The 23,044-nt window shown below is 70.8% G+C and carries 25 protein-coding genes and 1 riboswitch; of the genes, 14 read left to right on the plus strand and 11 right to left on the minus strand.

Going from position 1 to position 23,044, the window contains the following annotated elements:
• Positions 1-107: 107 nt before the first annotated feature.
• Complete coding sequence (locus E5083_RS31295; RefSeq protein WP_167513616.1) at positions 108-329, plus strand: hypothetical protein; 222 nt, start codon at positions 108-110, stop codon at positions 327-329.
• Here the strand turns inward: E5083_RS31295 and E5083_RS24245 are convergent.
• On the minus strand, positions 326-712 hold the full coding sequence (locus E5083_RS24245) for a VOC family protein (protein WP_135787818.1): 387 nt from the start codon (positions 710-712) through the stop codon (positions 326-328). The genes E5083_RS31295 and E5083_RS24245 overlap by 4 nt on opposite strands.
• 82 nt (positions 713-794) lie before the next feature.
• On the opposite strand from E5083_RS24245, the gene E5083_RS24250 reads away from it, so the two are divergent.
• Entirely contained in the window at positions 795-1,364 is a 570-nt protein-coding gene (locus E5083_RS24250) for a hypothetical protein (protein WP_135787819.1), read from the plus strand.
• Positions 1,365-1,378: 14 nt separating this feature from the next.
• Entirely contained in the window at positions 1,379-1,822 is a 444-nt protein-coding gene (locus tag E5083_RS24255) for a VOC family protein (protein ID WP_244317638.1), read from the plus strand.
• A gap of 49 nt (positions 1,823-1,871) precedes the next feature.
• Here the strand turns inward: E5083_RS24255 and E5083_RS24260 are convergent, their stop codons facing one another.
• From E5083_RS24260 to E5083_RS24270, 3 genes are all read right to left on the minus strand, one after another.
• Positions 1,872-2,999, minus strand: coding sequence for an NADH:flavin oxidoreductase (locus E5083_RS24260; RefSeq protein ID WP_135787820.1), 1,128 nt, complete (start codon positions 2,997-2,999; stop codon positions 1,872-1,874).
• Positions 3,000-3,146: 147 nt separating this feature from the next.
• Positions 3,147-3,380: a hypothetical protein gene (locus E5083_RS24265; protein WP_135787821.1), complete on the minus strand. Its 234-nt coding sequence runs from the start codon at positions 3,378-3,380 to the stop codon at positions 3,147-3,149.
• Entirely contained in the window at positions 3,373-3,570 is a 198-nt protein-coding gene (locus E5083_RS24270; RefSeq protein WP_135787822.1) for a hypothetical protein, read from the minus strand. Before E5083_RS24270 ends, E5083_RS24265 begins: the two co-directional genes overlap by 8 nt.
• A gap of 112 nt (positions 3,571-3,682) precedes the next feature.
• Here E5083_RS24270 and E5083_RS24275 point away from each other — a divergent pair, with 112 nt between their 5' ends.
• From E5083_RS24275 to E5083_RS24305, 9 genes are all read left to right on the plus strand, one after another.
• The gene (locus E5083_RS24275; RefSeq protein WP_135787823.1) at positions 3,683-4,525 is read left to right on the plus strand and encodes a helix-turn-helix domain-containing protein; all 843 of its coding nucleotides are present in this window, start codon (positions 3,683-3,685) and stop codon (positions 4,523-4,525) included.
• The gene (locus E5083_RS24280; protein ID WP_135787824.1) at positions 4,506-4,694 is read left to right on the plus strand and encodes a DUF397 domain-containing protein; all 189 of its coding nucleotides are present in this window, start codon (positions 4,506-4,508) and stop codon (positions 4,692-4,694) included. The genes E5083_RS24275 and E5083_RS24280 overlap by 20 nt, the downstream gene beginning before the upstream one ends.
• 71 nt (positions 4,695-4,765) lie before the next feature.
• Positions 4,766-5,482, plus strand: coding sequence for an XRE family transcriptional regulator (locus E5083_RS24285; protein ID WP_135787825.1), 717 nt, complete (start codon positions 4,766-4,768; stop codon positions 5,480-5,482).
• A 16-nt stretch (positions 5,483-5,498) separates the two neighbouring features.
• Positions 5,499-6,689, plus strand: a complete 1,191-nt coding sequence (locus E5083_RS24290; RefSeq protein ID WP_135787826.1) for a M20 family metallopeptidase — start codon at positions 5,499-5,501, stop codon at positions 6,687-6,689.
• 144 nt (positions 6,690-6,833) lie between these two features.
• Positions 6,834-6,974 (plus strand): hypothetical protein, encoded by a 141-nt coding sequence (locus tag E5083_RS31300; protein WP_167513617.1) that lies wholly within the window; start codon positions 6,834-6,836, stop codon positions 6,972-6,974.
• 86 nt (positions 6,975-7,060) lie between these two features.
• Entirely contained in the window at positions 7,061-7,192 is a 132-nt protein-coding gene (locus tag E5083_RS32060; protein ID WP_279632517.1) for a hypothetical protein, read from the plus strand.
• A gap of 88 nt (positions 7,193-7,280) precedes the next feature.
• The gene (locus tag E5083_RS24295; RefSeq protein ID WP_135787827.1) at positions 7,281-9,032 is read left to right on the plus strand and encodes an asparagine synthase-related protein; all 1,752 of its coding nucleotides are present in this window, start codon (positions 7,281-7,283) and stop codon (positions 9,030-9,032) included.
• An 86-nt stretch (positions 9,033-9,118) separates the two neighbouring features.
• Positions 9,119-9,754 carry a lasso peptide biosynthesis B2 protein gene (locus tag E5083_RS24300; RefSeq protein WP_167513618.1) on the plus strand — a complete coding sequence of 212 codons (636 nt, stop codon included), beginning with the start codon at positions 9,119-9,121 and terminating at the stop codon, positions 9,752-9,754.
• A 108-nt stretch (positions 9,755-9,862) separates the two neighbouring features.
• A complete protein-coding gene (locus tag E5083_RS24305; protein ID WP_244317639.1) occupies positions 9,863-11,758 on the plus strand; it encodes an ABC transporter ATP-binding protein in 1,896 nt (631 codons plus the stop codon).
• 150 nt (positions 11,759-11,908) lie between these two features.
• On the opposite strand, the gene E5083_RS24310 is transcribed toward E5083_RS24305, so the two are convergent.
• The 7 genes from E5083_RS24310 to thrC all read right to left on the minus strand — a co-directional run bounded on the left by E5083_RS24310 (position 11,909) and on the right by thrC (position 20,240).
• Entirely contained in the window at positions 11,909-12,949 is a 1,041-nt protein-coding gene (locus E5083_RS24310; protein ID WP_135787829.1) for a LacI family DNA-binding transcriptional regulator, read from the minus strand.
• 62 nt (positions 12,950-13,011) lie between these two features.
• Positions 13,012-14,748, minus strand: a complete 1,737-nt coding sequence (locus E5083_RS24315; protein WP_135787830.1) for a discoidin domain-containing protein — start codon at positions 14,746-14,748, stop codon at positions 13,012-13,014.
• An 84-nt stretch (positions 14,749-14,832) separates the two neighbouring features.
• On the minus strand, positions 14,833-15,900 hold the full coding sequence (locus E5083_RS24320; RefSeq protein WP_135787831.1) for a DUF1996 domain-containing protein: 1,068 nt from the start codon (positions 15,898-15,900) through the stop codon (positions 14,833-14,835).
• A 272-nt stretch (positions 15,901-16,172) separates the two neighbouring features.
• Positions 16,173-17,795: a chaperonin GroEL gene (gene groL, locus E5083_RS24325; RefSeq protein ID WP_135787832.1), complete on the minus strand. Its 1,623-nt coding sequence runs from the start codon at positions 17,793-17,795 to the stop codon at positions 16,173-16,175.
• Between the two features lie 275 nt (positions 17,796-18,070).
• Positions 18,071-18,274 (minus strand): cold-shock protein, encoded by a 204-nt coding sequence (locus tag E5083_RS24330; RefSeq protein WP_009189266.1) that lies wholly within the window; start codon positions 18,272-18,274, stop codon positions 18,071-18,073.
• A gap of 419 nt (positions 18,275-18,693) precedes the next feature.
• A complete protein-coding gene (locus tag E5083_RS24335; RefSeq protein WP_135787833.1) occupies positions 18,694-18,969 on the minus strand; it encodes a MoaD/ThiS family protein in 276 nt (91 codons plus the stop codon).
• Positions 18,966-20,240, minus strand: a complete 1,275-nt coding sequence (gene thrC / locus E5083_RS24340; protein WP_135787834.1) for a threonine synthase — start codon at positions 20,238-20,240, stop codon at positions 18,966-18,968. The genes E5083_RS24335 and thrC overlap by 4 nt, the downstream gene beginning before the upstream one ends.
• 17 nt (positions 20,241-20,257) lie before the next feature.
• Positions 20,258-20,415: riboswitch (SAM riboswitch) on the minus strand.
• Between the two features lie 136 nt (positions 20,416-20,551).
• Between thrC and E5083_RS24345 the strand changes: the two genes are divergently transcribed.
• Positions 20,552-21,496: a glucosyl-3-phosphoglycerate synthase gene (locus E5083_RS24345; protein WP_135787835.1), complete on the plus strand. Its 945-nt coding sequence runs from the start codon at positions 20,552-20,554 to the stop codon at positions 21,494-21,496.
• A gap of 73 nt (positions 21,497-21,569) precedes the next feature.
• Positions 21,570-22,985: an alpha,alpha-trehalose-phosphate synthase (UDP-forming) gene (locus E5083_RS24350; RefSeq protein WP_208754137.1), complete on the plus strand. Its 1,416-nt coding sequence runs from the start codon at positions 21,570-21,572 to the stop codon at positions 22,983-22,985.
• Positions 22,986-23,044 lie beyond the last annotated feature (59 nt).

Genomic DNA, 23,044 nt, shown 5'->3' on the forward strand with positions numbered 1-23,044 from the left:
TGGAAGGCGCACCAGCCCAAGCCCTAGGGGCCGTCCCCTAAGCGTGCCCCGCGCATCCGCCGCCCGGCCCCGCGTGACGCCCGCCCCTCCCCCTCGTTGCCCCAGACATGAAGAAGCTGCTGCTAGCCACCCTCGCCGTCGCCGCGTCCTCCGCCGCCCTGGCCGCCCCCGCCCACGCCGCCTCCGCCGACGACCGCTGGACGGCCGAGGACACCACCGCCTGCGCGGCGGACCTCACCGTGGTCCCGGTCGTGAAGGCGGTCTCCCCGCTGCCGATGGCCGAACAGGCCCCCGCCTGCGGCAAGGGCAGCCTGCTGCACCACGGTTAGGCGTACTGGGCGAGCTGGATCAGGTTGCCGCAGGTGTCGTCCAGGACGGCGATGGTCACCGGCCCGGCGGACACCGGCTCCTGGGTGAAGCGCACCCCGAGCCCGCGCAGCCTTTCGTACTCGGCGTGGACGTCGTCCACGGCGAAGGAGGTGGCCGGGATGCCGTCGCCGTGCAGGGCGGCGGTGTACGGCTTGGCCGCGGGGTGGGCGTCCGGCTCCAGCAGCAGCTCGGTGCCGTCGGGCTGCTCGGGCGAGACCACGGTCAGCCACCGGTACTCGCCGAGCGGCACGTCGGCCTTCGGCACGAAGCCCAGCACCTCGGTGTAGAAGCGCAGCGCCTTCTCCTGGTCGTCGACGAACACGCTGGCCAGGTTGATCCGCACGGGGTGCCCTCCAGGTGCCGGGGTCGTGGAAACGTATCCTCGCGCATCCGAAGTCCCGGCGCGCGGGTGAGAAGCTGGAGGCATGAATCACGCCCAGCTCACCGCGCTAGGCCGCGCCCTCCGGCTCGTCGGGGAGCACGGGGAGGCGCTGTCCGCCGACACCCCGGACTCCCGGTTGCACGAGGTCAAGGCCGATCTGCGCCGGGCGCTGGACCTGCTGGACGAGAGTGTCTCGGCCGGCGCCCCCACCACCCGCTGCGCGGAGCACCCGCAGGGCCCCGTGGACGAGAGCGCGCCGGACCTGTGCCTGCTGTGCGAGACCCGTAGGAGGGCCGCCCGCCGCGCGGAGTACGGCGGGCAGGGCCGGGGCCCGGAGGCGCCCGCGACCGCCCCCTCCCGGTACGGCGTCCGCGCCGACCGCCCCCAGCCCCAGCAGCGCTGGCTCCCCGAGGCGTGGAACGGCCGCGAGTGGCAGCTCTGCGGCACCCCGCGCAGGGACCGCCGCGAGGCGGAGGCGTATCTCGCCGCCGCCCGCCGGGGTTCGCGCCCGGCGATGGCCTACCGTCTGGTCCACGAGTTCACCGACTACGAGGTGCTCCGCGTCTGGGGCACCCCCACCCAGGTGGACATCGAACCGATGGGCAACCTCTAGCCGGAGGCGGCAGCATGGACATGGACCAGCAGCTCAGCATGGTCACCCTGGGCGTCGAGGACCTGGCGACGAGCCGCCGTTTCTACAGCGAGGGCCTCGGCTGGACCCCGCTGCTGGACCTGGACGAGGTGGTCTTCTACCAGGTCGGCAGGGGCGTGGCACTGGCCCTGTTCCCGCTGGCCGACCTGGCCGCCGACACCGGCGCCCCGGCCACCCCCGGCACCCCCTTCACCCTCGCCCGCAACCTCGGCTCCCCCGCCGAGGTCGACACGGCCGTGGCCCGCGCCCGCGAGGCCGGGGCGAACGTCCTCAAGGAACCCCAGCGGGCGGCCTTCGGCGGCTACCACGCCTACTTCACCGACCCCGACGGCCACCGCTGGGAGATCTGCCACAACCCCGGCTGGTCGGTGTCGGAGGACGGCACGGTACGGCTGACCGCGGTGGACCCGGAGAAGTGAACACAAAGGCGCCGGGCGGGAGTTCACCCACCCGGCGCCTCACAGAACCTCAGCTCAGCGAGCCCAGCGCGGCCGCGTCGTACGGCTTCAGCTCGTCGAACCGCCCGGACAGCACCTTCGCGGCCCACTCCGGGTCCTGGAGCAGCGCGCGGCCGATGGCGACCATGTCGTACTCCTCGCGCTCGAAGCCGTCGAGGAGGTCGTCGATGTTCTTGACCGGGGAGCCCTCGCCCTGGAACGCGCCCGTGAAGTCGCCGTCCAGGCCGACCGAGCCGACGGTGATGACCGGCTTGCCGGTGATCTTCTTGGTCCAGCCGGCCAGGTTGAGGTCGGAGCCCTCGAACTCGGGGAGCCAGTAGCGGCGGGTGGAGGCGTGGAAGACGTCGGCACCGGCGGCGGAGATCGGGGCGAGGATCGCCTCCAGCTCTTCCGGGGTCTCGGCCAGACGCGCGGTGTAGTCCTGCTGCTTCCACTGCGAGTAGCGGAAGATGACCGGGAACTCGGCGGACACGCGCTCGCGCACGGCCGCGACGATCTCCGCGGCGAACTGGGCGCGGGCGACCGGGTCGCCGCCGTAGCCGTCGGTACGGCGGTTGGTGCCCTCCCACAGGAACTGGTCCAGCAGGTAGCCGTGGGCGCCGTGGATCTCGACGCCGTCGAAGCCGATGCGCTCGGCGTCGGCGGCGGCCTGCGCGAAGGCGCCGATCACGTCGTCGATGTCGGACTGCGTCATGGCCTGGCCCTTGGCCTCGGCACCCGCCTTGTGCACGCCGGACGGGCCCATGGCGGGGGCGTCCGCGAACGGCGGCTCGCCCTGCCGGCGGACCATGCCGATGTGCCAGAGCTGCGGGACGATCGTGCCGCCCGCCGCGTGCACCTCCCGCGCGACCTTCTCCCAGCCCGCGAGCTGCTCCTCGCCGTGGAAACGCGGCACGCTGTCGCTCTGACCGGCCGAGTCGTGCCCAACGTACGTACCCTCGGTGACGATCAGGCCGACGCCGTTCGCGGCACGGCGGGAGTAGTACGACACGACGTCCTCGCCGGGGATGCCGCCCGGGGAGAACATCCGGGTCATCGGCGCCATCGCGATCCGGTTCGGCACGGTGAGGCCGTTCAGCGTGATCGGGCGGGACAGGAGCTGGGCCGCGCGGCTGGCGGCGGACGTCGTGACGGTCACGTGGGGGGCTCCTCGGAGAACGGTGTCGGGTAGACCGGCTGGTATGTGTGCACGCAATGGTGCACGTAGTGAAACAACTGGTCCAGTCGGCTCCGCATTCCGCCCCGCCGGACCGGGCGAGTGTGACCCCGGCCACGCCTGCTGTTCTCAGCCCAGCTCGACCCGCCTGCGGGCATCCCGGTTCAGCAGCCGGACGCGCTCGCGGAGCACGTCGGCGGGGGTGGCCTCGCCGAGACACTCCGGGGGTACGTCCCACTCCCGGCCGCCGCCGAGGGGCCGTAACTGGATGCGACCGCCGACCCGGCCCATGACCTCACCGAGCCGGCCGTCACGCGCGTCCTGTGCGTACGACCCGACGGGCCGGGCCTCTTCGTCACTCACCCTCCCGCCCCGAGAGCGCGGCGGCGAGACGAGCGGCGACGTCGAGGTTGCAACTCCCGAGGTCGACCAGGGTGTTGTGCCCGCCGTACACCTCAGTCACAGGGTCGACCCGCAACGAGGGCAACACGATCCCCGCGTCCCGCAGTGCGCTACGAAGCCGCTCGACCGCCTGATCAGCCGTATCCGTCATTTCGCTTCCTCCACGCTGAGTGTTCCCGTTCTGCACACAGAGTGGCGGCGCCGCTTCTAGCCTGGCCATACAGACAGTGCCAACAACCACACCTGTGGGACAGGGGGCAGCGATGCCAGGCCCGAAGGACCTTGACCCGTCATCGTCACCGCGAGCGATGATCGGCGCCGAATTGCGGTATGCCCGGGAGCGGATGGGCCTGAGCCAGACGGAACTTGGCGAGCCCCTGTTCGTCAGCGGCTCGTTCATCGGCCAACTGGAGTCCGGGACGCGACGGATGCAGCGTGAGTACGCCGTCCAGTTGGACGTGATCCTGCGTACGGACGGCTTCTTCACCCGGCACTGCGAGACCTCTGCCAAGTCCAGGTATCCGGAGCACTTCGAGGAGGAAGCCGAGGCGGAGACGTTCGCCACCTCGATCCGGCATTACATCCCGCTGCTGATCCCTGGCCTGTTGCAGACCCCCGCCTACTCGGCGGCGCTGTTCCGTGCGTACCGGCCGACCGCCCCCGACTCGGAGATCGAGGAACTGGTCGAGATCCGCGCGAAGCGTGGGCGCCTCCTCGACGATCCAACAAAGCCGTTGTTGATGGTGGTCCTGGACGAGGCCGCGATCCGCCGCCCCGTGGGCGGGCCTGCGGTGATGGCCGAAGCACTGCGCCACGTCGCGCACTTGATGCGGAGACACCGGATCATCGTCCAAGTACTGCCCTTCGCCACCGGGGCTCACGCGGCGATGGGCGGCGCGCTCAAGTACATGGAGTTCGCCGACGCTCCCCCGCTGTGCTTCGTCGACGGGCTGGACACGGGGAAGTTGCTGGACGACCCGGCGACCGTCGCCCGCCATGCCCTGACCTTCACACTTCTACAGGTGTCGGGCCTTTCATCGGCCCATTCTCTGGCCCTAATCGAGTCGGTGGCACAGGATTACGACCATGAAGAGCAACCCTCCTGAGTGGCGCAAGTCCACCTACAGCCAAGGTGACGGCAGCGACTGCCTCGAAGTGAACGACACCCACCCCACCCACATCCCCGTCCGCGACTCCAAAGCGCCGCACGGCCCGACGCTCGGGTTCCGGCCGGAGGCGTGGGCCACGTTCGTGGAAAACCTCAAGCACGACTGACCGGCACTCCAAGGCAAGCCGGAAAGGCGGTGACAGTGGCGGCGCTGAAGCGGGCCCGGCTTGCCTTGAACATGACGTTGGAAGACGCTGCCGACGCCCTGAACGCGATAACCGGCGGAGCGACGGACGCGAGCCTGATGAGCGCGTGGGAGTCCGGTCGTCGCCGTACCGGAAAACGGAACCGAGCCGGGCTCTGCCGCCTGTACCGGGAGCGCCCGGAGGTACTCTTCGCCCACCAGGACGGCGCCGAGGCAAGCGTGTTGGAGAGTTCCGGCACCGCCGTGGTCCTGAGGGTGCTCACCCGTTGGACAGACTTGGTCGAGGCGATGACCGGCGTCGTCACGGATGCTCAAGAACAGTTGGTGGTGACGGGCTCCCGCTCACGCGAGGCGGCATATCTGGCCGCGATCGAGACGGCCGTGGCCGAGCGCCCCGACCTGGTGCACTACCGGGTGCTGTACGGAGCGCCCAGGCGCCCGGAGTTGGTCGACCATCTGTCCCGCCTGCTGGAGCTGCGCGATCCCGCGACCCGCCGCAACGGCGTCAAGACCCTGCACATTGGAGTGGTCGAACGGCCGGAGGCCCCGGAGCGCTTCTTCGTCGCCTCGGAGACCGCCGCGGTGGTACCGATGCCGTCCTTCCACGGCGCGGAGGGCTTCGACTGCGGTGTCCTGCTGAACCGGGAGGCGGCGGTGGGCCTGGTCCACCATGGGCGGGAGGCATGCGCCTCGGCGCGGCCGGTGGAGACGATGGAAGCAGTCCGCGCTTTCCGGGTGCGGCGCGAGTGACGTCGTGGGGAGCAGCGTGAACAGGGATTCTCAGCCGCCGGCCGAGTCGCGTACCGCGTCCGTGGTCGCGTTGGCCCAACATCTGATCCGGCACCCGAGCCGGGCGGGCATAGACGACTACGGACCCGTCCTCGGCGTACTGGAGGAGTGGCTCACCGCCCATCGCCTGCCGCACCGGCGCCTGCACGACAGCGCGGGTTCCGTCGTGGGCCTGCTGGTGGAGGTCGCCGGTGGCCGGCCGGGACCGTGGTGGACGCTGGACGCCTGCGTGGACACCGCCCCGTACGGCGACGAGACGGCGTGGTCGTTCCCGCCAGAGTCCGGGGGCATCGTGGACGGCTGGCTGCTGGGCCGGGGCTCGGCCGACTCGAAGCTGGCGGCCGCGCTGTTCTGCCACATCGCGGCCGACCTCGCTCCGCACGCCGGAACACTGCGTGGCGGGCTCGCCGTGCTCTTGGACGTGGACGAGCACACGGGCGGCTTCGGCGGCGCCCGCGCCTACCTGGCCGATCCGCACGCCGCCCGGCCCGCCGGGGTGATGATCGGCTACCCGGGTATGGACGAGGTGGTAGTCGGCGGCCGAGGGCTATGGCGGGCCACGATCTCCGTACACGCTCCCGCCGGGCACTCCGGCTCCCGGAAGAGCGTGGTGGGGGCCATCTCCCGCGCCGCCCACCTCGTGCGCCTGCTGGACGAGGCCCAACTGCCCGGCGTCGATGTCGACTCGGGCTTCCCCCTGTCGCCGAAGCTGTCGGTCACCGCCTTCCACAGCGGTCAGGGCTACTCCGTCACCCCGGACCGTGCCGACCTGAACGTCGACGTCCGGACAACTCCCGGCTTCGGCGCCGAGGACGCCGAGGCTCTCGTACGCGGAGCCGTCTCCGCACTGGACATGGAAGTGCCCGCCCCGGCCCCCACCCGGATCGCCCTGGTCGCCTCTTGGCCCCCTTTCCGTCTGACGGAGGACGAGCAGCCCGCCGCCGCCCTGCTGACCGCAGCCGCCGAGGCCGGGCTTACCGTACGCGCCAAGACAGCGGGCCCCTCGAACATCGGAAACCTGCTGGCCGGCGAAGGCATCCCCGCCACCGCCGGCTTCGGTGTGCCGTACCAGGGCCTCCACGGCACGGACGAATGCGCACACCTCGCGGAACTCCCCACGGTGTACACGACCTACCGACAGGCCGTCCTGGACCTGCTTGACGGCTGACCCCGGTCCCAGAACCGTCCCAGGTTTCTCCCAGATCCACTCCCAGCAAGTCCCCAACTCCGTCTCTGGGAACGGCCCCTCGATCGCGGTGACATGGAGGAAGCACCACCGGCCGCAACCATCGAGACGAAGGAGACCGGGTCGATGACCGAGCAGATCGGAACACGGCGGGAGGCGGGCTGCGGCAGCCTCCCCGAGCTGCACGCGGAGGACACCGACACGGTGACTCTCGGCCGCGACCAGGAGGGCTACCGCGAGGGTGCGGTGGAGTGGTACCGGCTCTGATCCACCTCCTGCCTCCGCACCGCACCGCTGCTCAACGGCCGATGCCGTGCGGCACCGGCCGTACTACGAGAAGGGACGGAACTGCCATGGACGACACCATCAGCACCCCGGCCGGCACCGGCGAACTGCCGGTCCTCGCCTCGGCCGACGCCGACGAGGTCACGCTCGGACGCCAGGCGTTCAACGACTCCGACAAGGCGAACTACTTCGAAGGTTGACCCGCCGCACCTCGGTTCCATGGGGTGGCGTGGCCTTGGTGCCGCGCCACCCCGCTCTTTGTCCGGATGACACGAAGGAGACAGCGAGGTGGTTTCAACATGGCTGGCCGGAGGCGCGTTCACCGCCCCCGCAGGCGCCAAGCGCACTGCGGGCGTGTGGCACTCCCCCGGCTTACGCGTGCGGGCGATGACGGCGGGGGCGGTCGGAGTCGTGGTCGCCGGAGTGTGCCGGGCGGACGACACGGAAGTCACCCGCACCGCTGTCGCGGTCGCATCGGGACGGCCCGAAGCCATCACCGGCATGAGCGGGGCGTACTGGATGGCCGTCCACGACAGTGAGCGAGGGAGGACGGTCGTCGCGGGAGACTTCGCGGAGATCCGGGGTGTCTTCACCGCACGGACCGACAGGGGACCGGTGTGGGCGACGAACGCCGCCATGCTCGCGGCACAACTCGGCCGGGGCCCCGACCTGGAACTGCTGACGGCCCGGATCACCGTGGGATCGGCCGAGCACTGGCCCGACCGGTCGATGTGGTCGGGCATCGAGCGAGTTCCCGGAGGGCACGCCCTGGTCCTTGACGAAGCCGGAACCCGCACCGTCGACATACGCCCTCGCCCGGACGGCCGGAGCCTGGAGGCGGGCGCCGAAGAGGTCGGGGCCGCGCTGTGGGCCGCGACCCAGGGCTATGCCCACGCAGCCGGGCCTCGGGTGAGCGCGGATCTGTCCGGCGGCCTCGACTCCTCGACGGTCGTCATAGCCGCCTCGGCGGTACGCCCGGTCATGGCCGTCACCTACGGCGGTCCGCTCGCCGACAGCACCGATACGCGCCTGGCCCGGCACGTCGCCGCATATGTCGGCGCCGAGCACCGCGTCAGCTCCGGAGGGAAGGGCACCGCTCATTTCTCCCGCTGGCCCCGCTCCCACCCGCACTCCCCGGTCCTACCGGTGTCCTCCTATCCCCTGGACGCCGACTACCTGCCCCCGGCGCGCGGATTCTCCACGGTCCACCTGACCGGGCACGGCGGGGATGTCGTACTGGAGTCCTCGACCGCCGCATGGACCGCGCTCGCACAGGACGGGCAGACGCGGCGAGCACGGGCGGCGGTGACGGCCCTGGCCCGCCGGGTCAACACGGCGCCGGGTCCGCTGTGGCGGGTGGTCCGCGAGGAAGCGCGAGGCCGGCCACCCGCGCTCTACCGGGCGTCCGAGGCCGTCGCACAGGGTCGGCTGCTCGGTCAGGGGCTCGGGGTGTGGACGTGGTGCCCGATCGGTCCGGCCACGCGATGGCTGACACCGACCGGGCGCGAAGCGGTTGCCGGAATGCTGAAGCATTCCGGACGCGCGGTGGGCCACGTCGACGCCGGCGAATGGGACGACTGGAGCGCCCTGCGCTACAACGGCTCTGCCATGCGCGACAGCGAGCCGCTCTTCGAAGAGCACGGCGTCCACCAGGTGTCGCCCTTCCTGGACAACGAGGTCGTGCGGGCGTGCCTGCGCATCGGCGCGGGCGAGCGGCGCCGACCGGATCGCTACAAACCCCTGCTCGCCTTGTCCCGGCCGGACCTGCCGGGCTGGCTGACAGGACGCCAGTCGAAGGGCCACTTCACACCCCTGCTGTACGAAGGGCTGGGAGCCCGGTGCCGGGAATTGCACCGGGTGATCGACGCCAGTGAGCTGGTGAACCGGGAACTCATCGATCCTGCCGCCGTGCACACCGCGTTGGACGAGGCGGTAGCGGGCGTGGGACGGCCTCCGCTGCCTGCCCTGGAGTCCTTCCTGATCACCTCGTGGTGGCTCGGCCGCACCATGGCCCCTGCACGCGGAGAAGGTACGGAGTGATGCGCGTACCGCCCGGTGTACACCGTGCCGATCTCGGCGACGGCTCTCGTGCCGTACTCGTCGAGCGCGATGGGACCTGGCAGTGGATGAACGAGACCACCGAGCGCATCTGGTCGGCCGCTCTGTCCGGCACGCTTCCCGAACTGGCCGCTCGGATGCGGGAGGAGGGGATGCCCGGTGATGCCGAGGCGATCGTCCTCGGCACCGTCGAGCGCTTGGAGCGGGTGAGGCTGGTCACCGACACCGGGCCCGGATCAGCATCCCTGCCAATGCAGTTGCCCGTGATGACGACGGTGGCGGTGCCGTGCGCGCAGTGCGGGCCGGGCATGCGCATGCTGGCCAGGGTGGGACTCGTGCTGGCGCTCGGCGTAATGCGGCTGCCGTTGCGTACCCGCATGTGGCTGCTGGGCGGCCTGCGCGTCCTGCCGCTCGCCCCGCCCGGACTGGTCGCGTCGGCGGCGACCGCGGTACCGCTGATCCGCCCGTCCTGGTGGCCGGGCCGTATCGCATGCATGGAGGTGTCGCTCGCCACCGTCGTCACGATCGCGCTGTGCGGACGACGCGCGCACTGGGTGCTCGGTGCCCGGCGCATGCCGAACGAGGCGCACGCCTGGGTGTGGACGCCCGCCGGAGCGCACGGGCTGTCCGGGCGGGACGCCGACGACGAGCGGCGACCGTGGGTCGGAGTCGCCGCCGCACCGCCCGTTAACCCACACGAGTGAATTGAGCTGCCGGGCGTCGACGCTGCCCGGCCACTCACCTGCCCGTCCTGGACCGGCCCCGTCGAAACCACGGTGCCAAGTGGCGGGCAGGACCTCTACACCGGACAGGTGACCGCAGAACCCCTGACCGCCGAGGTCGGCCCCGCGCCGCTCATGCGCTTCGCCGAGGAACGACAGCACGGCACTCCCGGCCTGGCTGCCACCGCCCGCCGACTGCCCGCCGTCCTCACCCGTACCGTCCGTCTGGCCTGGCACGCCGACCGGCACGCCTTCCTCGCCATGCTCGTCGCGCAGGCCTCGTCCGCCGTCCTGGCCGCTATCGCCCTGGCGACGACCACGAACCTGATCGCCGCCGTCTTGGACGCGGCCACCGCCTACACCCGGAGCACACCTGTCGGGCCCGTTCTGCATGGCATGACCGTCCCGGCGGTGTTGGGTACGGCCGCCCTCGCCGGGGCTGCCCTGTGCGACACCGCCGCCCACGCGGGCGCCGCCCGGCTCAGCCCCCGCGTCTTCCGGGAGGCCGACCTGCGCGTCCTGGACGCGGCGGCCTCCGTGGAACTGGTCGCCTACGAGCACCCGGGCTTCGAGGACCGGCTCGACGCGGCGGGCAAGGGGGCCGAATCAGCGCGTGACCTCGTCCTCGACCTTCAGAGCACCATCTCGGTCATCGCCCAGATCATCGCCGTGGCCGCCGTAGCCGCCGCCCTGAACCCGGTACTGCTGGCTCTGCTCCTGGCCACTGCCGTTCCCCGCGCGTACGCGTCGCTGCGTACCGCGCGTCTGGAGCACGCGGCAGCGACCGCCGCCCGCGCCGACAGCCGCCTGCGCGCGACCCTGCGCGGCTACAGCACGGACCGCAACACCGCCGCCGAGATCCGGGCCGCCGGGATGGGCCGTTTCCTTTCCGTCCGCTACCGGCAGGTGTCCGACCGGCTGGAGGCCGAGGCGCTGACGGCCGCCCTCGGTGGACTGCGGGTGCGGTTGGCGGGTGATGCGATCTCGGCGCTCACCCTCTTCGCCGCCTTCGCCGCGCTCGGCGGTCTCGTCATGACCGGTCGTCTGGAGGCGGCGGCCGCCGGTACCGCGCTCTTCGCGCTGCGGGCCGCGACGGCGGCGCTCACCACGCTCACCCGTGCCACGGCGAGGATCTTCCGCACCGGGCTCCAATTGGAGGACTGGGCCGCGTTCCTCGAGGAGGCGAACCGGCACCATACCCACCGGGGCAACCGGGCACTGCCGTACGGCGGCCCGGACGTCATCAGCGCACGCGGCCTGGTGTTCCGGTACCCGGGAACCGACCGGGCGGCCGTCGACCACGTCGACCTGGACCTCAAGCGCGGGGAGATCGTCGCGCTCGTCGGGGAGAACGGCTCGGGCAAGACGACGCTCGTGCATCTGCTCACCGGCCTGTACCTGCCTGACGCCGGAGAGGTGGCCTGGGACGGCGTCGACCTCAGGGACGCCCCGGCACCCGATGTATGGCGGCGCGTAGCCATGACCCCGCAGGAGTACACCCGTTGGCCGCTGACAGCCCGCGAGAACATCACGCTCGGCACCCCGCGGGACACGGATGACGGCGCCGTCCACGAGGCGGCCCGTGCCAGCGGGGCGGACCATGTGCTGGCCGGCCTCCCGGCAGGGCTCGACACGTCACTAGCCCGCTCCTGGTGGGGCGGCCACGATCTGTCCGGCGGCCAATGGCAACGCCTCGCGCTGGCCCGATCCTTCCACGCCGACGCCACGGTGCACATCCTGGACGAGCCCACCGCCTCGCTCGACGCCCGCGCGGAACGCCAGGTCTTCGACAAGTTCCGCGAACTGGCCGCCGACCGCACCGCCCTGGTCATCACCCACCGCCTCGCCAACGCCCGGGTGGCGGACCGCGTCATCGTGATGGCCGACGGCCGCATCGTGGAGTCAGGCACCTATCCGGACCTACTACAACGCCCCCACGGCCGCTTCGCCGAACTCCACCGCCTCCAGGAGGGGACGGAGAGCTGAGAGGAGCTCAGGCGTGACAGGCACGCCCCGACCCCGTCGCCTGACCCACGACCTCCCGCACACGGGCAGGCCGACGAACACCGGCCGGAGTCCAGAGTTAGTTGCACCTAGATGTAACTAACTCTGCGATTCATGCCCTGCTGGCTGCCACTACGCCGACTCCCGCACCACCAACTCCGGCTCAAAGATCACCGACGTAGCCTCCCCCCGCACCCCCCGCACCTGCTCATCCAACAGCCGGGCCATAGCCGCAGCCATCTCCTCCACCGGCTGCCGGACAGTGGTCAAGGCCGGGCGGCAGCCCACCGCCGCGCTGGAGTCGTCGAAGCCGATCACCGCGACGTCGGAGGGGACGTGGCGGGCGTGTTCGCGGAGGGTTTGGCAGGCGCCCTGGGCCATGAGGTCGTTGGCGGCGAAGACGCCGTCCAGGTCGGGGTGTTCGGACAGGAGGGCGGACATCGCGGACGCGCCGGTGTCGAGGGTGAAGCCGCCCTCGGCGACGGGGACGTAGGGGTACCCCCGGCGGGCCATCGTGTCGCGGAACCCGGCGAGCCGTTCGCGGCTGGCGGCGACGTCGAGGGGGCCGGTGATGGTGGCGATGCGGCGGCAGCCGCGGGCGAGGAGGTGGTCGGCCGCGAGGGCCGCCCCGTCGCGGTGGGCGAGGTCGACGTAGCTGAGGGGGACGGGGCGGGAGGGGCGGGCGAAGAGGACGGCGGGGAGGCCGGCGTCGGCGAGAAGCGCGGGCAGCGGGTCGTCGGCGTGGGTGGAGACGACGAGGGCGCCGTCGGCGCTGCCCTGCCGGAGGTCGGTCAGCACCTGGCGGCGCGTCTCCTCGGACTCGGCAAACATCAGGAGCGGGTGCATGGAGCGGGGGCGGAGGTAGCCCACGACGCCGCTGACGACCCGCCCGAAGAAGGGGTCGGCGAACACCCGCGTCGCGACCGCGTTGTGCACCTCCTCGGGGGTGTCCCCCGCACCCGACACGACCAGCGCCACCGTCTGGCTGCGCCGGGTCACCAGCGAGCGGGCGGCCCGGTTGGGCGCGTACCCCGTCCGCTCGATGGCCCGGCGCACCGTCTCCTGGATGCCGGGGTCGACGTTGCGGACGCCGTTGATGACCCGCGAGACGGTCGCGCGGGAGACTCCCGCCTCCTGCGCGACGTCCTCCAGCGTGGGGGCATCTCTGCTCATCTCGGCACCCTAGCGGCCCTCCCGCGCACCGGGATAGAGCGCTCTCCAGACCCCCGGTCGGCTCAGCCGTACACACCGAACTCGTAGAGCGAGTAACCCCAACCCGTCCCCCGCGCCGTCCCGTTGACCCGCACATACCGCCCGGTCCCGGAGACGTCGAGGTCGTCGACCCCGCCGTTGCCGTCGGTGACACTGCGGACGGTGGTCCAGTTCTGCCCGTCGTCCGAGGTCTGCACGGTGTAGGCCCGCGCGTACGAGGTCTCCCACACCAACTGCACGTGCCGGAAGGAGGTACGGGCGCCGAGGTCGACGCGGAGCCACTGGGGGTCGCTCCAGTCGCTGGCCCAGCGGGTGGCGAGGTTGCCGTCCACCGCGTTGGCTGCCGTGCAGGGGCAGTCCCCGCCGCCGGTCTGGGCCGAGGAGGCGGTCGCGGGCTTGCCCCGGGCGAGGTTCGTACCCGCCGGGACGGGCGGCACCACCCGGAAGGACCGGGTCTCGACGCCCACGTTGCCCTTGCCGTCCTTGGCCTTCACATAGATCTTCCAGACGCCCGGCCGGTCCGGCGCCGTCACCCGCAACCGGCCCCCACCGAGGTCGGTCGCCGGCAGCGTGACCAACTGCTTGCTCTGGTCGAGGTAGTTGCTGTTGTCCTGCACCTCGTACGTGATCGGGTCCCCGTCGGGATCGCTGACCTTGACCGCCAGGGTGAGGTCACCGCCCGCCGGCACCTTCGCCGCGTCGCCTTCGATGCTCAGGTCGGAGATGACCGGCGGGGTGTTGTCCCGCGAGGTGTCCCCGCCGTACGCCCGCTTCACCGCGTAGTACGACAGCCGCTTCTCCCCCGCGGGCAGCAGGTTGAACCAGATGCCGCCGAAGTCGTACTCGGTGCCGTAGTGGAACATCGTGGCGCCCAGCGCGACACCCCGGTGCCCGGTGACGCAGTTCCACGCCCGCGTGTACCCGTCGGCCTTGGCCCGGTCGGTGGGCTCGGCGGGGACCCCGTTCGCGTCGTCCGGCACCTCCCACTCCCCGGCCGGACCGGTCTCGGTGACGATGTAGGGCTTGGTGTAACCCCCCTGTTCCCAGGCCGACTTGACGTCGCACACCGCGTTGTAGGCATTGACGGCGTAGAGGTCGAGGTCGGGCGCGTTCCTCTTGTAATACGGCCAGGCGCCGGTCCACGCGTCGGTGGAGGTGACCGGGTGGTTGGGGTCGACGGCGTGGATCTTCTTCGTGATGTCGTTGACGAGCGTGGTGTACGCGTTCCGCTGGCGCTCCAGTTCGTCGCCGCTGTAGCAGTTCTGCAGGCCGAGCACGGACTCGTTGCCGACGTTCCACATCAGCACGCCGGGGTTGTCCTTGTAGGTGGCGGCCCACTGCGGGAACTCGGTGAGCACCTGGTTCTTGTACGCGGTGTCCGTCAGGTAGTTCACACAGCCGCCGCTGCCGGGTCCGCCGCCCGGCTGCAGCCAGAACCCGGCGATCACCTTGATGCCCTGCGCGGCGGCCGCGTCGAAGAGCGGCTTGCTGGAGGCGTCCGTGCCCCAGGTGCGGACGGTGTTGACGCCCATCGACTTCAGGTCGGGCATGTAGCGCGAGGCGTCGGCGGTGGAAGGCCCCCAGGTGAGGCCCTTGATCTGGTACGGGCTGCCGTCGACGGTCAGTTGCCAGTTGCCCTGCGCGCCGGTGACCCGGACGACGGAGCCTGCGGCCTGCGCGGGCGGGGCGGGCAGCGCGACGAGGGCGCCGGCGGCGAGCAGGCCCGCCGTGAGAGGTGCCGTGACACGGGATGCGGTCATGAGTGTCCGTCCGGTGTGCGGGTGGGGGGATGGAGCCAGGGTCCCGCCGGCCGGTGCCATGTACCGGCCGGCGGGAGAGGTGCGTCAGGGGAGCCGGTAGTTCGCGTCCAGGGCCGCGCCCGCCTCGGGATGCGTCTGGTCGTAGCCCCGCGCGTCGCACTGGAGCGCGCCGACCACGCAGTGGTCCACGAGCGCCTTGAGGGTCGGCGCGTCCCACGCGTTGAAGAAGTCGTAGTGGAACGAGTAGCCCGCCCCGCTCGACAGCTTGACCTGGCTCATGTCCCCGTTGACCGGGAAGGCCATCTTGAACTCGATCATCGGCAGGGCGACGGGGTGGTCGTCCGGGCAGATGTTGTTGTTGGTGCCGGGGTTGACCACCGGATACGCCATGTGGCTCTGGTGGTTCGGGGTGTCCAGGTACTTGCCGTCCCAGCAACTGGGCGCCTGGAAGCGGATGTTGAGCTGGACGTCGGCCCGGTTCGGGCACTGGGCGGGGATGTCGGTGTTGAAGTAGCTGTCACCGCACTCCCAGCCCTCCACGAAGCCGCGGTGGGCGCGGAACTCGGCCGCCGACTGCATCGGGCTGCCGACGACGAAGCGCAGCCCCTTCGGGAAGGGCCGCACGCTGGTGTAGTCGGTGACGCCCGCCTTGTAGTAGATGGTCTGCGGGCCGACCGGCAGCACCGGCGTACTGCCCTTGAGCAGGGTCGGCATCCAGTAGGCCGACTTGTCACCGGGCGCCTTGCAGGTGGTGCCGCCCGCGTCGAGCGAGGCGGTGCTGCTGGCCGCGTTCGTGGTGGTGTTGCCCATGAAGGTGTGGTCGTGCGACTTGCCCGGCTGGCCGGGGTAGACGATCGGGTCGTCCGGGCGGGTGTGGGTCACCGAGCAGTTCGCCTGGAACTCGTGGAAGTACCGGTGCGGCGGCTCGGCCTTGGAGGGGACGACCCCGGTCACCGGCGGGTTCGCCGGAATGTACCCGTCGCCGTCCGGGTCGTCCGGCGAGGACTGCGTGGAGACGGCCATCGCGTGGCCCGCGTGGACCGGACCCGCGACCGGGTCGGCGCTCATCGCCACCCCGGTCAGGCCGAGCGAGGTGAGGACCAGTGCGCTGGACACCAGTAATCCTGAGACGATCTTCGATCTCCGTGCCATGGAGACCTCCTGCCACGTCGATGGGGGACGGTGGGGGTCGGGCGGCCGGGACCGGCGAGGGGAGGCGACGCCGTCCGCGACCGTCCGCGTGACGGTCCATCACATGTGCCGTGGAATCCGGGAGAGCGCTCTCCCGTCGTGGAGTGTTGTGGCGGTCACCGGGGGTGTCAAGGGAGGCGGCGGAAACCGGGTGGGCCCCCGGAGAACGCCGAAGGGCGGCACCTCCCGTGAGGGAAGTGCCGCCCTGGCGAAGGACAGTTGATCCAGAAGGATCAGAAGTCCATGTCACCGCCCGGCATGCCGCCCGGAGCGGCCGCGGCGGCCTTCTCCGGCTTGTCGGCGATGACGGCCTCGGTGGTGAGGAACAGCGCGGCGATGGAGGCCGCGTTCTGCAGCGCGGAGCGCGTGACCTTCGCCGGGTCGATGATGCCCTCGGCGATCATGTCGACGTACTCACCGGTCGCGGCGTTCAGGCCGTTGCCGACGGGGAGGTTGCGGACCTTCTCCACGACGACGCCGCCCTCGAGACCACCGTTGACGGCGATCTGCTTCAGCGGGGCCTCAAGGGCGAGCTTGACCGCGTTGGCACCGGTCGCCTCGTCGCCCGACAGCTCCAGCTTGTCGAAGACCTGGCCGGCCTGCAGCAGGGCCACGCCACCACCGGCGACGATGCCCTCCTCGACGGCCGCCTTGGCGTTGCGCACCGCGTCCTCGATGCGGTGCTTGCGCTCCTTGAGCTCCACCTCGGTGGCGGCACCGGCCTTGATGACCGCCACGCCGCCCGCGAGCTTCGCCAGGCGCTCCTGGAGCTTCTCGCGGTCGTAGTCCGAGTCGGAGTTCTCGATCTCGGCGCGGATCTGGTTCACGCGGCCCTGCACCTGCTCCGAGGAGCCGGCGCCGTCCACGATGGTGGTCTCGTCCTTGGTGACGACGACCTTGCGGGCGCGGCCCAGCAGGTCCAGGGAGGCGTTCTCCAGCTTGAGACCGACCTCCTCGGAGATGACCTCGCCACCGGTGAGGATGGCGATGTCGCCGAGCATGGCCTTGCGGCGGTCGCCGAAGCCCGGAGCCTTGACGGCGACGGACTTGAAGGTGCCGCGGATCTTGTTGACCACCAGGGTGGAGAGGGCCTCGCCCTCGACGTCCTCGGCGATGATCAGCAGCGGCTTGCCCGACTGCATGACCTTCTCCAGCAGCGGGAGCAGGTCCTTGACCGAGGAGATCTTGGAGTTGGCGATGAGGATGTACGGGTCCTCGAGCACCGCCTCCATGCGCTCCATGTCGGTCGCGAAGTAGGCGGAGATGTAGCCCTTGTCGAAGCGCATGCCCTCGGTGAGCTCGAGCTCGAGACCGAAGGTGTTGCTCTCCTCGACAGTGATGACGCCTTCCTTGCCGACCTTGTCCATCGCCTCGGCGATCAGCTCGCCGATCTGGGTGTCAGCGGCGGAGATGGAGGCGGTGGAGGCGATCTGCTCCTTGGTCTCCACGTCCTTGGCCTGCTCCAGCAGGGCGGTGGAGACGGCCTCGACGGCCTTCTCGATGCCGCGCTTGAGGGCCATCGGGTTGGCGCCGGCGGCCACGTTGCGCAGGCCCTCCTTGACCAGGGCCTGGGCCAGCACGGTCGCGGTGGTCGTACCGTCGCCGGCGACGTCGTCCGTCTTCTTGGCGACTTCCTTGACCAGCTCGGCGCCGATCTTCTCGTACGGGTCCTCGAGCTCGATCTCCTTGGCGATGGAGACACCATCGTTGGTGATCGTGGGGGCGCCCCACTTCTTCTCGAGGACGACGTTGCGGCCCTTGGGGCCGAGCGTCACCTTGACGGCGTCCGCGAGCTGGTTCATGCCGCGCTCGAGGCCGCGCCGCGCCTCCTCGTCGAACGCGATGATCTTGGCCATGTGAAGTGGTCCCTCCAGGACTGGGGGTGATTCCTTCGGACCGCGCCCGCGCCCGCGACGGACGGCTCGCCGGCCTCGTGGTTCCTTGCCCCACCCGGCCTGCGGGCCTCACCGACCCGGTCCTTCGTTGTCACTCTCACCTTCAGAGTGCTAACGCAATGATTAGCACTCACCCAGGGCGAGTGCAAGCGCCTTCGGGGGATCAGGACGGGACCTAACAGGACGAAGGGCCCGCACCCTGTACGGGTACGGGCCCTGCGCTCTGCTGGAGACGTTCAGGCGGTGACGCGAACCATGTCGGCCTGCGGGCCCTTCTGACCCTGCGAGATCTCGAACTCGACCCGCTGACCCTCTTCCAGGCTGCGGTAGCCGTCCATCTGAATCGCGCTGTAGTGGACGAAGACGTCCGCACCACCGTCGACCGCGATGAAGCCGTACCCCTTCTCCGCGTTGAACCACTTGACGGTGCCCTGAGCCATGGCTAACTCCCCTATTACTGGCCCTTGCGCAGATCCACACCTCGTGAACCTGGGTCAGACCTCGCCCCCCAATCGGTCGGGGGCGTGCGCCGGAACGCGTCGACCGCGGCTGAATGTATCTGTCCAACTGCCGTCTGCAACAGGTCAATCGGACGAGAATTCTGGACGGACACAGTCCGGAATCTGCCGCAACTTCGGCTGAATTCGGGGCAAGTCGGGCCCCATAAATGCAACAAATGCCGCACATTACCCGCACATTTTGGCTGCTTCTTGTCGGGCAGGCGGCATGAATCAAGGACTACCGGTCCGCGGGACCGGGAGCGCGTTCCCCAACTCTACCGCGCTCAATCACGCAGAATGGCCCCCTCCGTTTCCCTTGTGGAGGGGACCGCGGAGGGGGCCATTACCGAGGGTAAATTTCAGCCGCCGGCGACCGCCGGAATGATGGAGATGCCCGCGCCGTCGGGCGTGGCGGTCTGAAGTCCGCCCTCGAAACGCACGTCGTCGTCATTGACGTAGACATTCACGAACCGGCGCAGCTTGCCCTGGTCGTCCAGGACGCGCGCGGCGATGCCCTGGTGGTGCTTCTCCAGGTCCTCGATGACCTCCGCGAGCGTGCCGCCCTCGGCGGCGACCTCGGCCTGCCCGCCGGTGTAGGTGCGCAGGATGGTCGGGATGCGAACGGTCACGCTCATGCGAGGCCAGCCTCTCGGAAGGAGTCCAGGTTCGGGCGGATGGTCGCGGTCAGACCGGTGCCGGCGACCGCGTCCAGGGTCTTGAGGCCGTCGCCGGTGTTGAGGACGACGGTGGTGAGCGAGGGGTCCAGCGCGCCGGACTCGATCAGCTTCTGCGTGACGCCGACCGTCACCCCGCCCGCCGTCTCGGCGAAGATGCCCTCGGTACGGGCGAGCAGCTTGATGGCGTCCACGATCTGCGGGTCCGTCACGTCCTCCACCGCGCCACCGGTGCGGCGCGCGATGTCCAGCACGTACGGCCCGTCGGCCGGGTTGCCGATGGCGAGGGACTTGGCGATGGTGTCCGGCTTCTGCGGCCGCACCACGTCGTGACCGGCCTTGTACGCGGCCGCCACCGGCGAGCAGCCCTCCGCCTGGGCGCCGAAGATCTTGTACGGCCTGTCCTCGACCAGGCCGAGCGCGATCAGCTCCTTCAGCCCCTTGTCGATCTTGGTGAGCTGGGAGCCGGAGGCGATCGGCACCACGAGCTGGTCGGGCAGCTTCCAGCCGAGCTGCTCGCAGATCTCGTACGCCAGCGTCTTGGAGCCCTCGGCGTAGTACGGCCTGAGGTTGACGTTGACGAAGCCCCAGCCCTCGCCGGCCGGGTCGCCGATCAGCTCGGAGCAGAAGCGGTTCACGTCGTCGTAGTTGCCCTCGATGCCGACCAGCTCACCGCCGTAGACGGCGGCCATGACGACCTTGCCCTGCTCCAGGTCGTGCGGGATGAACACGCAGGAGCGCAGCCCCGCGCGGGCGGCGGCGGCGCCGACCGCGCCGGCCAGGTTGCCGGTGGAGGAGCAGGAGAGGGTGGTGAAGCCGAAGGCGCGGGCGGCCTCCAGCGCCTGGGCGACCACGCGGTCCTTGAAGGAGTGCGTCGGGTTGCCGGAGTCGTCCTTGACGAACAGCCCGCCGGTGACGCCGAGTTCGGCCGCCAGGCGGTCGGCCCTGACCAGCGGGGTCCAGCCGGGGTTGAGGTTCGGCTTGCCGGCCACGTCGGCGGGGACGGGCAGCAGCGGGGCGTAGCGCCAGATGTTCGCGGGGCCGGACTCGATGCGGGCCCGGAGCTTCTCGGTGTCGTACGCGGAGAAGTCGTAGGCGATCTCCAGCGGCCCGAAGCACTCCTCGCAGGCGAAGACGGGACCGAGCGGGACACGGTGTCCGCACTCCCGACAGCTCAGGGCGGCGGCGGGTCCGAGATCGACGGTGGGGGTGGCGACAGTCTGCACAGCCATGGAGGCGAGGCCCTTTCTCCTCATCTTCCTCACGACGCATCTCGCCGTGAGACGGATTTGGCACCTTCCCTAGCCGGGAGCCTCGCGCGTGCGGCGGTGTGTCGCGCACGGGAGACCGGCTGGAGGGTTGCCGGGGCTTCATCGGGCCGTATCCCTCTGCCCCTCTGGATGAGCGGTATTCGGTTGTGAACGCCGTCCGACCTCGACATGCGATGGTCATCGGCGTTGTTCAAGACTGTAACCGAAGGCCAGGAGAGTTGAAGGTGTCGTCCGAACCGCGAGATGGATCAGGCAGTGAGGAGCCGCAGACCATGCTGGAAGAAACCGAGCGCTGGCTGGCCACCCACTCCTGGTCCGTGGCCGACCGCCCGCTGCACCGCGTGCTGGCCGCCAAGCAGCGGTCCGGGCAGCGGGTCTCCGTGGTACTGCCCGCGCTGAACGAGGAGGCGACGGTCGGTGAGATCGTCTCCGTGATCCGCCACGACCTGGTCTTCCAGGCGCCGCTGGTGGACGAGATAGTCGTGGTGGACTCCGGGTCCACCGACCGCACCGCCGAGGTGGCCGCCGCCGCGGGCGCGCGGGTGGTGCACCGGGACGCGATCCTGCCCCGGCTGCCCGCGATGCCCGGCAAGGGGGAGGTGCTGTGGCGCTCCCTGCTCGCGACCAGCGGCGACATCGTCGCCTTCGTCGACGCCGACCTGCGGGAGTTCTCCTCCGACTTCGTGCTCGGCATCGTCGGCCCGCTGCTCACCGATCCGGGGATCGACCTGGTCAAGGCGATGTACGACCGTCCGCTGGGCGGCGCCGCCGGGCAGGGCGGCCGGGTGACCGAGCTGATGGCACGCCCGCTGCTGAACATGCACTGGCCGCAGCTCGCCGGGTTCGTGCAGCCGCTGGGCGGGGAGTACGCGGCCCGGCGCTCCCTGCTGGAGCGGCTGCCGTTCCCGGTCGGGTACGGGGTCGAACTGGGCATGCTGGTGGACTCACTGCATCTGGTCGGGCTGGACGCGCTGGCCCAGGTGGACGTGGGCGTGCGCAAGCACCGGCACCAGGACGGGCAGGCGCTCGGGCGGATGGCCGCCGCGATCTACCGCACCGCGCAGCTCCGGCTGGCGCGCGGGCACCTGGTGCGGCCGGCGCTGACCCAGTTCGAGCGGGGGGTGGGCGGATTCGAGCCGCGTACCTACTCGGTGGACACCGAGGAGCGGCCGCCGATGGCGGAGATCGCGGAGTACGCGGCGCGGGAGGTGGCGTGAGCGGGCCGTATACGGTCCGGCTCGCCGGTCGCGCGTACGTTTGAGCATTTGTGGGCCGGGCTAGGTTGAGGCCATGGCTACGCAGGGTGCTGAGGTGCTGGTCGCGTCCAATCGCGGCCCGGTTTCGTACACGGTGGGTTCCGACGGAGAGCTGAGCTCCCGCCGGGGCGGCGGCGGTCTCGTCTCGGGGCTGTCGGCGATCGGTCCGGACACGGACGCGGTGTGGGTGTGCGCCGCGCTCGGGGACGGTGACCGGGAGGCGGTGCGGCGCGCGGACGGCGGGCTGCTCCCCGCCGAGGACACCGGTGGGCAGCGGGTGCGGATGCTGGACATCGACGCGGAGGTCTATGCCGACGCGTACAACGGGATCGCCAACTCCGCGCTCTGGTTCGTGCACCACATGATGTACCAGACGCCGCTGGAGCCGGTGTTCGACGCGGAGTTCCGCCGGCAGTGGGACGCGTACCGCGCCTACAACCAGGCGTTCGCCCAGGCGCTGGCCGAGGAGGCGGCGCCGGGGGCGGCGGTGCTGATCCAGGACTACCACCTGGCGCTGGCCCCCCGGATGCTGCGCAAGCTCCGGCCCGACCTGCGCATCGGGCACTTCTCGCACACGCCCTGGGCGCCGCCGGACTACTTCCGCCTGCTCCCGGACGACATCGCGGCCGAGCTGCTCACCGGCATCCTGGGCGCGGACCGGGCGGCCTTCCTGACCCGGCGCTGGGCGGACGCGTTCACCGACTGCTGTCACGCGGTCCTCGGTCCGGGCATCCCGTCGGGTACGGAGATCGGGGTGCACGGGCTCGGCGCCGACGCGGAGTTCCTGCGGGAGCGGGCGCACCGGGCGGACGTGGACGAGCGGATGGCGGTGCTGCGGGAGCAGATCGGCGAGGGGCGCCGGTCGATCGTCCGCGTGGACCGCACCGAGCTGTCCAAGAACATCGTGCGCGGCCTCCTGGCGTACCGCCGCCTCCTGGAGGACCACCCCGAGTGGCGCGCACGCGTGGTCCACGTCGCCTTCGCCTACCCCTCCCGCCAGGACCTCGCCCTGTACCGCTCCTACATGGACGAGGTACGCCGGGTGGCGGAGGAGATCAACTCCGAGTACGGCACTGAGGGTTGGACCCCGGTGCTGCTCCACCTGGACGACGACTTCGCCCGCTCCCTGGCCGCGTACCGCCTCGCCGACGTGGCCCTGGTGAACCCCATCCGCGACGGCATGAACCTCGTCGCCAAGGAGGTCCCCGTCGTCTCCGACGAGGGCGTGGCCCTGGTGCTGTCCCGCGAGGCAGGCGCCTACGAGGAGCTGTCGGAGCACGCGATCACCGTCAACCCCTACGACGTCGTCGGCACGGCAGAAGCCCTCCACGAAGCCCTGACCCTCCCGGACCCCGCCCGAGCCGAACGCTCCAAGCACCTCTCCGACGCGGCGACGGCCCTCCCCCCGACCAAGTGGTTCCTGGACCAACTGAACGCGCTGCGGGGCTGACCCCCGGCTGGCTGCCCTGCTCAGTGCCAGGCCAGCCAGCCGATACCCCCGCACCAGCC

It is taken from the genome of Streptomyces bauhiniae (assembly GCF_004784475.1).
Taxonomy (GTDB): Bacteria; Actinomycetota; Actinomycetes; order Streptomycetales; family Streptomycetaceae; genus Streptomyces; species Streptomyces seoulensis.

Coding starts and splice junctions, on each gene's coding strand:
- E5083_RS24315 (WP_135787830.1), bottom strand. CDS start 14,748: ATGACCGCATCCCGTGTCACGGCACCTCTCACGGCGGGCCTGCTCGCC.
- E5083_RS32060 (WP_279632517.1), top strand. CDS start 7,061: ATGGACGACACCATCAGCACCCCGGCCGGCACCGGCGAACTGCCGGTC.
- E5083_RS31295 (WP_167513616.1), top strand. CDS start 108: ATGAAGAAGCTGCTGCTAGCCACCCTCGCCGTCGCCGCGTCCTCCGCC.
- E5083_RS24335 (WP_135787833.1), bottom strand. CDS start 18,969: ATGAGCGTGACCGTTCGCATCCCGACCATCCTGCGCACCTACACCGGC.
- E5083_RS24280 (WP_135787824.1), top strand. CDS start 4,506: ATGAAGAGCAACCCTCCTGAGTGGCGCAAGTCCACCTACAGCCAAGGT.
- E5083_RS24250 (WP_135787819.1), top strand. CDS start 795: ATGAATCACGCCCAGCTCACCGCGCTAGGCCGCGCCCTCCGGCTCGTC.
- E5083_RS24320 (WP_135787831.1), bottom strand. CDS start 15,900: ATGGCACGGAGATCGAAGATCGTCTCAGGATTACTGGTGTCCAGCGCA.
- E5083_RS24350 (WP_208754137.1), top strand. CDS start 21,570: ATGGCTACGCAGGGTGCTGAGGTGCTGGTCGCGTCCAATCGCGGCCCG.
- E5083_RS24285 (WP_135787825.1), top strand. CDS start 4,766: ATGACGTTGGAAGACGCTGCCGACGCCCTGAACGCGATAACCGGCGGA.
- E5083_RS24345 (WP_135787835.1), top strand. CDS start 20,552: ATGCTGGAAGAAACCGAGCGCTGGCTGGCCACCCACTCCTGGTCCGTG.
- E5083_RS24300 (WP_167513618.1), top strand. CDS start 9,119: ATGAACGAGACCACCGAGCGCATCTGGTCGGCCGCTCTGTCCGGCACG.
- E5083_RS24330 (WP_009189266.1), bottom strand. CDS start 18,274: ATGGCTCAGGGCACCGTCAAGTGGTTCAACGCGGAGAAGGGGTACGGC.
- groL (WP_135787832.1), bottom strand. CDS start 17,795: ATGGCCAAGATCATCGCGTTCGACGAGGAGGCGCGGCGCGGCCTCGAG.
- E5083_RS24310 (WP_135787829.1), bottom strand. CDS start 12,949: ATGAGCAGAGATGCCCCCACGCTGGAGGACGTCGCGCAGGAGGCGGGA.
- E5083_RS24275 (WP_135787823.1), top strand. CDS start 3,683: ATGCCAGGCCCGAAGGACCTTGACCCGTCATCGTCACCGCGAGCGATG.
- E5083_RS31300 (WP_167513617.1), top strand. CDS start 6,834: ATGACCGAGCAGATCGGAACACGGCGGGAGGCGGGCTGCGGCAGCCTC.
- thrC (WP_135787834.1), bottom strand. CDS start 20,240: ATGGCTGTGCAGACTGTCGCCACCCCCACCGTCGATCTCGGACCCGCC.
- E5083_RS24255 (WP_244317638.1), top strand. CDS start 1,379: ATGGACATGGACCAGCAGCTCAGCATGGTCACCCTGGGCGTCGAGGAC.
- E5083_RS24270 (WP_135787822.1), bottom strand. CDS start 3,570: ATGACGGATACGGCTGATCAGGCGGTCGAGCGGCTTCGTAGCGCACTG.